The organism is Corynebacterium tuscaniense, assembly GCF_008693065.1.
Taxonomy (GTDB): Bacteria; Actinomycetota; Actinomycetes; order Mycobacteriales; family Mycobacteriaceae; genus Corynebacterium; species Corynebacterium tuscaniense.
The window spans coordinates 1-9,815 of sequence record NZ_VXKH01000056.1 but is presented as its reverse complement, the minus strand read 5'-3'; the positions used below and the strand labels follow the sequence as shown (position 1 = coordinate 9,815).

Here is a 9,815-nt window from a genome sequence, read left to right as displayed (position 1 = left end):
CCACGTGTCCACGGAGATATCCACCGCCGGATGCTGCTCGCGGATCGCCGCGATGAGGGGCGCGACGCGCTCGGTCTCCTCCTCCGCGTCAACCTCGTCCCCTGGACCGGCCTTGACACCGCCGACGTCGATGATCGAAGCCCCCGCCTCCACCACCTCGGCACAGCGGCGCAAGGCATCGTCGAAGTGGAAGGTCGCGCCGCGGTCATAGAAGGAATCCGGGGTGCGGTTCACAATCGCCATCACCCGGGGCAGCGCGGTGGACGTCACTGGATGTTCCGGGGATCCGTCATGGTGGAGTGGGCCTGCACGATGTACTCCACCGCCTCATCCACCGAGTCCGTAACCAGGAAGAGCTGATCATCCCCGTCCGAGATGAGGCCGCGGCCGAGCAATTGTTCGCGGATCCAATCCACCAGCCCACCCCAATATTCGGTGCCGAGGAGGACAATCGGGAAATTAGTCACCTTGCCCGTCTGGACCATGCACAGGATCTCAAAAACCTCGTCCATCGTGCCGTACCCACCCGGCAGCGAGATAAACGCCTGGGAGTACTTGAGGAACATGGTCTTGCGCGCGAAAAAGTAGCGGAAGTTCAGGCCCAAATCGACCCACTCATTCAGGCCCTGCTCGAACGGCAGCTCAATGCCTAGGCCTACGGATGTCCCGCCTACCTCGTGCGCACCCCGGTTCGGCCCCTCCATGAGGCCAGGCCCGCCACCGGTGATCACGGCGTACCCCGCCTCCACCAGTGCTGCGCCGAGCTGGCGCGCCTGCTCATACTCCGGGGTGCCCTCACCCAAGCGCGCAGAACCGAACACGGTGACAGCCCAATCAAGGTCATGCAAAGCATCAAAACCAGCGATGAACTCCGAGGTAATACGCATTACGCGCCACGGATCAGCGTGCTTCCAATCATGGTCCGCACGCCCCATTTCCAACAGACGCTGGTCATAGGTAGACGGGTCAAACCCGTTCCTGTCGCGCGCCAAAATGGGGCCACGGAGCGTGCGGTCACGGCCGGGGCCAGAAGACTGACGGGGAGTTTTGTGTGGAGCCACGGGAATTCTTCGCCTTAATACTGTCGTACTTGTCTGTTCTCTTAGGCCTCGGTGAGATACGCCATCAGGGCGTTTGAGACACCCTGAATCTGGCTGACGGGGCATTGCTCGTCGATCTTATGGGCAAAGCCCGGATCGCCTGGGCCGAAGTTCACAGCCGGAATACCCAGACTAGAGAAGCGGGCCACATCCGTCCATCCGAACTTAGCGCGATAAACCCCACCGACAGCCGCCAAAAGCCCCTGTGCGACCGGAACATCCAGGCCGGGCAGCGCGCCACCAACGGCGTCGTCGTAGGTCAACTCCAAGCCTTCTTCGAGGGCCAACACCTCCTCCAGGTGCGCCTTGGCCTTCTCCAGGCTGCAGTCTGGGGCGAAGCGGAAATTGACGGTGAGCTGGGCCTCATCCGGGATGGTGTTCGTGGCCACACCACCTGACAGGCCAACGACGTTGAGGCCTTCGCGGTATTCGCAACCAGCGATGGTGACGGTGCGCGGCTCGTAGGCTGCAATGCGCGCCAGTACGCCTGCGAGATCATGCGCCGCATTGTGTCCCAGCCAGCCTCGCGCGGAATGCGCCCGCGTCCCCCGAGCCGTGATAATGACGCGAATGCTGCCCTGGCAACCGGCCTCAATCACCGCACCCGACGGCTCCCCGAGTAACGCCAGGTCCCCTGCCAGAAGCTCCGGACAGTCACGCTCCAACAAAGCCAGGCCGTTGTACTGCGCGGCCACTTCCTCAGCCTCGTAGCAAATCAAGGTGAGGTCAAAGGCAAGGTCATCCGCATCACACAACGTGGCAAAAGCATGGATGTAGCACGCCATCCCGGACTTCATGTCCACGGCACCACACCCCCACAAAACGTCCCCCTCCATGTGGTGCGGGACGTTGTCCGCGATCGGCACCGTATCAATATGCCCCGCCAACACCACGCGTTGCGGCAGCCCTCGATGCGTCCGCGCCACAAGCGTGTTGCCGCGCCGCACAATCTCCACGCCCGGCAAATCCCGCAGGGGTCCCTCGAGGGCATCGGCGAGGGCCTTTTCATGGTGGGAGGGGGACGGGACGTCGATAAGCTGCTTAGTCAGCTCAACTGGGTCGGCGAAGATATCCACGCGTGCGAGCCTAGTACGATGACACCCATGCCAGTTGGAGCCCGTGCATTAGGAATTGCTCATATCGCCGCCGACGGAACCGTTCTCGATGCCTGGTTCCCCACAGTTTCGCTTATCGACGATATCGCCACTCCCTCCACCCGCCGAGTCAGCGCCAACGAACTTTCCCCGCGCTTGCTCAACCTCGTCGGCATGGACCGGGACAGGCACGTCGAAGTGGTTCCGATCCTCACCGAAATTGCCGATCTGGACGCTTCTGCGATTGATGCTTTCGATGTTTACCTCCGCCTCCACCTGCTCTCCCACCGCAAAGTGCGGCCGCTGGAGATCAACATGACAGACGCACTGGACCTCCTCGTTCCCGTCGCGTGGACCAACAAGGGGCCGTGTCTGCCCGATGATTTTGAATACGTACGGACAAACCTGCGCGCACGCGGAACGATCCACGTGTACAGCATCGAACGACTACCCCGCATGGTGGACTACGTGGTGCCCACCGGTGTCACCATTGCGGAAGCCGAGCGTGTCCGCCTGGGCGCCTACCTCGCCGAAGGAACCACCGTGGTGCGCGAAGGATACGTGTCGTACAACGCCGGGACGCTTGGACCCGTGCGAGTGGAAGGCACTATCTCCTCCTTCGTCGTCGTTGGCGCGCACAGCACCCTCGAGCGTGGCAGTGCCCTCATGGCCACCCGCACCACCGACTTAGGTCGCGCCCCCATGCGCATCGGCGACAACTGCTACTTCCACCCCACCGCCAGCGTCAACGGCATCAGCCTAGGCAACAACTGCAACGTTGGCGCCGGCATCATCCTGGAACCGCAGACCCCTATCTTTGACCCCACCACGGGTAACGATTTCCCCGCCACCAACATCGCCGGTTCAAACAACATGAGCATCCAGAACGAGCCGTACTCCACCACCCCCGTTCTTCGGTGGCGCACCTAGGACTCATACGACACCGCTAAACCGGAGCGCAATGTCAACGGCTGCGCGGCGCCGTTTAAAGTGTTGGGCATGTCCACACCTGTTTCTCCCGTCGCCGATTCCACCGCGCTTGCTCGCGGTCTGAAAACGCGCCACCTCACCATGATGGGCCTCGGCTCAGCTATCGGTGCCGGACTCTTCCTCGGCACCGGCGTTGGCATCGCCGCCGCAGGCCCTGCCGTCATCCTCGCCTACATCGTCGCTGGCTTCATCACCGTGTGCTTCATGCAGATGCTCGCGGAGATGGTCGCTGCACGCCCCTCCTCAGGCACTTTCTCCATCTACGCTGAACAGGCCTACGGCCGCTGGGCAGGCTTCGCCATCGGCTGGCTGTACTGGTTCATGATGATCATGATCATGGCCGTTGAAATCACCGGTGCCTCCGCCATCGTCGCCCACTGGTTTGGCATCTCTCCATGGATCCCGGCGCTGGCGGCCATTGCTGTCTTTACCGTGATCAACTTCGCCGCAGTAAAAAACTTCGGCGAGTTCGAATTCTGGTTCGCACTGATCAAGGTCCTCGTCATAGTCGCCTTCCTGTGCATCGGCGCGGCACTGTGGCTAGGCCTGTTGCCGTCGGGCGACTTCATCGGCTTGACCAACGTCAACGAGGTCGGCTTCATGCCGCACGGTTGGGCTGGCGTGGCTACCGCACTCTTGGCGGTGGCGTTCGCCTTCGGCGGTATTGAACTTGTCACCGTCGCCGCCGCCGAATCCGAAAACCCAGAAGCCGGCGTGCACTCCGCGATCCGCTCCATCATCTGGCGCATCTCCGTGTTCTACATCGGGTCCGTCCTGCTGATCATTCTGCTGCTGCCCTTCGACCAAATCGGTGGCGCAGACTCGGCCGCTGAATCCCCCTTCACCGCCGTCCTGGAGATGGCCAACATCCCAGGTGCCGTGGGCATCATGGAAGCCGTTATCGTCGTAGCGCTGCTTTCCGCATGCAACACTCAGATCTACGGTTCCTCCCGCTTCCTGCAGAACCTCGCCGTGCGCGGCGACGCACCCCAGGCCTTCGCCCAGACCGATAGCCGCGGTGTTCCTGTCCGCGCCGTCGTCGTCTCCGTCTTCTTCGGCTTCGTCGCTGTTGCCCTTCAGTACTGGAACCCACCGGGGCTGCTCGCCTTCCTGCTTAACGCGGTCGGCGGCTGCCTCATCGTGCTGTGGATCGCCGTTGCACTGTCCTTTGTGCGCCTGCACCCCAAACTCGTCGAGAACGGCGAAATTACCGACGTCCGCATGTGGGCACCCAACGTCCTCCCCTGGATCATGGTTGCGCTTACCGGTGGTGTCATCCTGCTCATGCTCTCCAATCCGGACGGGCGTTTCCAGATGTTCGCCGTCGCCGTCGTCGTCGGCATCATTTCCCTCGCCGGCGTCCTGTGGACGCGTAAGCCGGAGGGAAGGACGGCGAATTAATGGGCTCGCGGACAAGCCAAAGCGAACTCGGCACCGGGCTGAAATCCCGACACCTCACCCTCATGGGCCTAGGCACCGCGGTGGGTGCCGGCCTGTTTCTCGGCGTCGGCGTGGGCATCCGCGCTGCCGGCCCCGCGATTCTTGTTGCGTACGCAATCGCCGGGCTCATTGTCATCGCCGTTATGCGCATGCTCGGCGAGATGGCTGCTGCGCACCCCTCGTCGGGTTCTTTTGCCACCTACGGGCGCATGGCATTCGGCCACTGGGCGGGGTTCTTGCTCGGCTGGCTGTATTACTTTCTGCTGATCATGGCGTGCGGCGCCGAACTCACCGGTGCATCCGCCATGATGGCCTCCTGGTTTGACGTGCCCCAATGGGTGCCAGGGCTCACCGTCGTGGTCATTCTCACCGCCGTGAACCTGGCCCAGGTCAAGGGGTTCGGCGAATTTGAGTACTGGTTCGCCATGATCAAGATCGCGGTGATCATCGGCTTCCTCATCATTGGCGTGCTGCTGTGGCTCGGCGTTTTGCCGGCAAGCGGTTTCGTCGGCTTTGACAACGTGCGCGAATCCGGCTTCGCCCCCAACGGCATCGCGGGTATCGCCGCGGGGCTTCTCGCCGTCGCTTTCGCATTCGGGGGCATCGAAGTGGTCACCATCGCCGCCGCCGAATCCGAAAACCCGGCCGATAACGTCAAGCGCGCCGTGAACTCCATCATCTGGCGCATCGCCGTGTTCTACCTCGGCTCCGTCGCCGTGATCACGCTGCTGCTGCCCTACGCGTCCATCGACGGTGCTGATTCCGCTGCGGACTCCCCCTTCACTGCCGTGCTCGACATGGCCAACATTCCGGGCGCCGCAGCGTTCATGGAAGTGGTCATCGTGCTCGCCCTGCTTTCCGCGTTCAATGCCCAGATCTATGGCACCTCCCGCCTCGCCTACCAGCAGGCCCTCGAAGGCGACGCTCCGAAGTGGATGGCTAAAACCAACGCCAACAACGTGCCCATGAACTCGGTGCTCATCTCTGTGTTCTTCGCGTTCGTCGCGGTCGGCCTACAGTGGTGGAATCCGCCGGGAATGATTGACTTCATCATGTCCGCCACCGGTGGCTGCCTCATTGTCACGTGGATCATGATCACGCTGAGCTTCATCAAACTTCACCCGCGCATCAGCTCCTCTGCCGTCCGCGTACGCGGCGCCACGTGGGTGCCGTGGGTCACGTTGGCAGCTTTGCTCGGGCTCACCGTTCTCATGCTTTTCGACGCCAACGCCCGCTCCCAAGTCATCTCCGTCACCATCCTCTCCCTTGCATTGGTCGGCTTGTCGCTCCTGACAAAGAAGCGGAGCGCCCTAAAGTAATCCGCATGGATTCACCCACGACTGCACACGCCCGCGGCATAGCAACGCTGACCTACGACGGCACCGTCCTCGACGTCTGGTACCCAGCCCCCAAGATTGGAGAGGCGGTGACAGGGACGGGGACACAGCGCCTCGACGAACCTGACGCCCGCTTCGCAGCGCTGGTTGGCCCCGACGAAGACCGCGGCGTGGCGCGCGTAGCGGTGGAAACGACGATCGCGGATCTTGCACAGCCCGCCGTCGACGCCTACGACGTTTACCTGCGCCTCCACCTCCTCTCCCACCGCCTCATCCGCCCCCACGGTGCGAACATGGACGGCATCTTTGGGCTGCTGTCCAACGTCGTGTGGACGAACTACGGCCCCTGCGCCGTCGGTGATTTTCAGATGACGCGCGGGCGTCTCGCGGCGAAGGGACCGGTGGTGGTTTACTCCGTGGACAAGTTCCCCCGAATGGTGGACTACGTTGTCCCAACCGGTGTGCGCATCGGCGATGCTGACCGTGTCCGCCTTGGCGCCCACCTGGCCGAAGGCACCACCGTCATGCACGAAGGCTTTGTGAACTTCAACGCCGGCACCCTCGGCGCCTCCATGGTCGAGGGCCGTATCTCCGCTGGCGTTGTCGTCGGGGACGGTACAGACATCGGCGGCGGAGCGTCCGTCATGGGCACACTGTCCGGTGGTGGGAAGGAAACCATCACAATCGGGCAGCGCTGCCTGCTCGGCGCGAACTCAGGAGTGGGCATATCACTAGGCGATGACTGCGTTGTCGAAGCTGGCCTCTACCTCACCGCCGGCACCAAAGTTCGCCTCAGCGACGGCACGGAAGCGAAAGCCCTCGAACTGTCCGGCAAGAACGGTCTTTTATTCCGCCGCAATTCGCTCACCGGAGCCGTCGAAGCCGTCCGCGCCAAGGCTGTCGAGCTCAACGAGGCGCTGCACAAAAACTAGCCCAACGCCTGTTTCTGTGGATAAAACGTCGTTTTGTAGACGTGTCACTACAGTTATCCACAGGCGCAGCACGTGATGCTTGCGGGCGCCTTCCCGCCCACATAGCGTCCGAAGTATGACGTTCGACGAACTCCTGGAGGTCCTCTCCGGCACCGCGCTCACCGCCCTCGAAGGCTTCGACCGCCAGCGTGCTATTGCCGCCGGGATGTCGCCACGCCATGCTGCTGATCTCCAGACCGTCCACCGCGCTTACTGGGGGCCAACGCGCACCCCCAAGCAACAACGGCTTGCCCGGGAGGAGGCGTTGGTGGGTGGGTTTGTGGTGGAGCAGCTGGTGTTCGTCGAGAAGCGAATCGCGCATATCGAAGACCACGGCGAGCGCATGCGTCTTCGCCGCGCTCTGCTGGCTTCGCATTGCACATACGAGGCTTTACGGCGTCGCGCCGACCGCCTCATCCCCCGCCCCCAGCCCGCAGCACCGAAGCCGCAGGTGAAATTCCACGCGCCACGGGATGGGATGGGAGGCATGTCTGTCACTGCACCCGAACGGGACCTGGCGGACTTGGAACACGCGCTGCGCTCGTTGATTGATCCGTCGAAGCCTGCTGCGGCACAGATGGTCCGACCGCTGCTCAAGCTCTTGCGGGGTGATGGCGCAGGTATTCCCGCCGCTGCCCCGCGCCCCTTGGTGCTCATCCCGCTGCCCGCTTACGTGAGAATCGTGCGCGGCGAAGGCTATGAGACCATCCTTGGGCTCACCGACGGCACCACCATGACCGGTGCGGACTATCTCGCCGAGTACCACGGCGCGGAACTCGAGGTGGCGCTTTTCCATCCACAGGAAGGCGCCGTCAACCTCTACCGGACGCAGCGGTTTGCCAACCAGAAGCAACGGGACCTAGCCAAGGCGGTGATGCCGGTCTGCCCGGTGCCTGGATGCCGGCATGGTGCAGAAAACTGCGAAATCCACCACATCACAGCCTGGAAGAACGGGGGCGAGACGAATGTTGCGAACCTTGTCCCCCTCTGTCGCTACCACAACGGCACCAACGACGACGACCCTGGCATGGTGCGTCGCGGCCGAATAGACAAGGTTGGCGCCCAACCAATCTGGCGCTCACCTAACGGCTACGCAGTGCCCAATAAACACAGCGAATGGGGCGCGTTGAATGTTCTTTTTAAACCGTTTCAATACGGATGACTTTGGGGCGCCCGAAAGTCCATAGCTTGTTGATGATGAAGTTCACCGGCATTGCCACCAACGTAGAAATCCCGGCGGACCAGTAGAACTTCGTGCGCAACCCCGTGGAGCCATCGAAGATGTGGTCCGGCAAAGCGATGGGTGATGTTGGATTCATCAACAACGTAGCTACAGTTTGGCTGACCACGAACGCCACCACGCCCGTGGTCAAGAAAGGGAAAAACCCGCGCAGCCAAGACCGTTTTGACGCGTTCTTAAACGTCCAAGAGCGGTTCAACTGGTAATTCCAGGTGTTGGCAACAACGAAAGCGATCGTCATGATCACGTGGTACCAACGGATATTCCACCGAGTGCCAAAGAGGTTCAAAAAGACATCATTCTCATGGATGCCCCACCCGGCGCCGAAACTCTTCGTGGCTATGAACACCACGAGAAGGTTCACCAGCACACCCGAGCCACCCACGATGCCGAACTTGATGAACTCGCGAGCACTATCGACGAGCTTCACACCCTTCGCCTTATTCGCGCCACTAACCGCCGCAGACCCGACGGGCTCAGCCGACTCAGCCGACTCCGCCGATGAGGGCACCGTTTCCACCATGCAGCTCTCCTCAGTCCGGGTTTTAGGGTGCGTTCAACTTTCGGCAATCTTACTCCGTGAGACACGACGCGCCGAAACCGTGCGTGTTCTGGGCGTGTTTAGGAAATCAATCGGTTGGCCGCGGCGGCGATGTGTTCGTCGGTCGCTGTCAGGGCGATGCGGACATGGTCAGCGCCGGCTGGGCCGTAGAAATCACCGGGGGCGGCGAGGATGCCACGGTCGGCAAGCCAGTCGAGGGCCTGGCGGGAATCCATGCCATCGCGCTGTGCCCAGAGGTACAGGCCAGCATCGGAATGGTCGACGGTGAACCCAGCCTCGGGCAAAGCCTTGAGCAGCTCAAGACGACGCATCGCATAGGTAGAGCGCTGCATTTCTTCGTGCAGGTCAATTTCTAGCGCAGCAACCATAGCGTGTTGGATCGGCCCCGGAACGATGAGACCGGTGTGTTTGCGCACCTCCAGAATTTCCTGCACAAGCGCTTCGTCGCCGGAGACCATGCCGCAACGATAAGACGACATATTGGACGTTTTGGACAGGGAGTGCAGCGCCAACAAACCGGTATTGTCACCATCCGTGACAGACGGGTGTAGCAGCGACACCGGTTCAACGGACCACCCTAAGTACAAGTAGCACTCATCGGAGGCGATGATGGCGCCGGTTTCCTGCGCAAACGCAACCCAGGCGCGCAGCTGCTCTACAGGGGCTACTGCACCGGTCGGGTTGGAGGGCGAGTTGAGGAAGACGAGGGCGGTGTCGCGGGGGGCATTGGCCGGGTCGTCGCAGCGCACGACGTTGCACCCGGCGATGAGTGCGCCGACTTCGTAGGTGGGGTACGCGACTTCCGGAATAACAACGGTTTGGCCACGCAGGCCCAGCATCGTGGGCAACCATGCCACGACTTCTTTAAGCCCGATGGTGGGCAGCACGGCGCTTTCACTGAGTCCTTCGATGCCGAAGCGACGCGACAGCGCGGAGACGATCGCCGCTCGCAACTCAGGCGTGCCAGTCGTCTGCGGGTAGCCCGGCTCGGCGGCGTTTTCAGCCAGCGCGAGTTGGATAGACGGCGGGACGGGGTCAACGGGCCCGCCCACGGACAGGTCCACCAGCCCATCCGGGTGGG

Annotated in this window: 10 protein-coding genes; 5 read left to right on the top strand and 5 right to left on the bottom strand. The window is 62.2% G+C overall.

All coding sequences use genetic code 11. The annotated features are described in order from the left end of the window. From F4V54_RS08890 to dapE, 3 genes are all read right to left on the bottom strand, one after another. Nucleotides 1-243 (bottom strand): dihydropteroate synthase (locus F4V54_RS08890; RefSeq protein ID WP_170253141.1); only part of this gene is annotated, 243 nt, incomplete at its 3' end. A gap of 23 nt (nucleotides 244-266) precedes the next feature. Next, on the bottom strand, nucleotides 267-1,061 hold the full coding sequence (locus F4V54_RS08885) for an LOG family protein (protein WP_249041273.1): 795 nt from the start codon (nucleotides 1,059-1,061) through the stop codon (nucleotides 267-269). A gap of 41 nt (nucleotides 1,062-1,102) precedes the next feature. After that, complete coding sequence (dapE, locus tag F4V54_RS08880) at nucleotides 1,103-2,176, bottom strand: succinyl-diaminopimelate desuccinylase (RefSeq protein ID WP_102723195.1); 1,074 nt, start codon at nucleotides 2,174-2,176, stop codon at nucleotides 1,103-1,105. A gap of 27 nt (nucleotides 2,177-2,203) precedes the next feature. On the opposite strand from dapE, the gene F4V54_RS08875 reads away from it, so the two are divergent. The 5 genes from F4V54_RS08875 to F4V54_RS08855 all read left to right on the top strand — a co-directional run bounded on the left by F4V54_RS08875 (nucleotide 2,204) and on the right by F4V54_RS08855 (nucleotide 8,094). After that, entirely contained in the window at nucleotides 2,204-3,124 is a 921-nt protein-coding gene (locus tag F4V54_RS08875) for a DapH/DapD/GlmU-related protein (RefSeq protein ID WP_150386902.1), read from the top strand. A gap of 69 nt (nucleotides 3,125-3,193) precedes the next feature. Then, nucleotides 3,194-4,585, top strand: a complete 1,392-nt coding sequence (locus F4V54_RS08870) for an amino acid permease (protein ID WP_034662513.1) — start codon at nucleotides 3,194-3,196, stop codon at nucleotides 4,583-4,585. Further along, nucleotides 4,585-5,943 carry an amino acid permease gene (locus F4V54_RS08865; RefSeq protein WP_034662516.1) on the top strand — a complete coding sequence of 453 codons (1,359 nt, stop codon included), beginning with the start codon at nucleotides 4,585-4,587 and terminating at the stop codon, nucleotides 5,941-5,943. Before F4V54_RS08870 ends, F4V54_RS08865 begins: the two co-directional genes overlap by 1 nt. Before the next feature lie 5 nt (nucleotides 5,944-5,948). Beyond that, complete coding sequence (dapD, locus tag F4V54_RS08860) at nucleotides 5,949-6,893, top strand: 2,3,4,5-tetrahydropyridine-2,6-dicarboxylate N-succinyltransferase (RefSeq protein WP_034662518.1); 945 nt, start codon at nucleotides 5,949-5,951, stop codon at nucleotides 6,891-6,893. 115 nt (nucleotides 6,894-7,008) lie between these two features. Then, nucleotides 7,009-8,094, top strand: a complete 1,086-nt coding sequence (locus F4V54_RS08855) for an HNH endonuclease signature motif containing protein (protein ID WP_052092546.1) — start codon at nucleotides 7,009-7,011, stop codon at nucleotides 8,092-8,094. On the opposite strand, the gene F4V54_RS08850 is transcribed toward F4V54_RS08855, so the two are convergent. Together F4V54_RS08850 and dapC are read right to left on the bottom strand one after the other, a co-directional pair. After that, nucleotides 8,072-8,695, bottom strand: a complete 624-nt coding sequence (locus tag F4V54_RS08850) for a GtrA family protein (protein WP_102723197.1) — start codon at nucleotides 8,693-8,695, stop codon at nucleotides 8,072-8,074. The genes F4V54_RS08855 and F4V54_RS08850 overlap by 23 nt on opposite strands. Before the next feature lie 98 nt (nucleotides 8,696-8,793). Then, the coding region (dapC, locus tag F4V54_RS08845; protein WP_150386901.1) for a succinyldiaminopimelate transaminase at nucleotides 8,794-9,815 on the bottom strand (1,022 nt) is incomplete at its 5' end.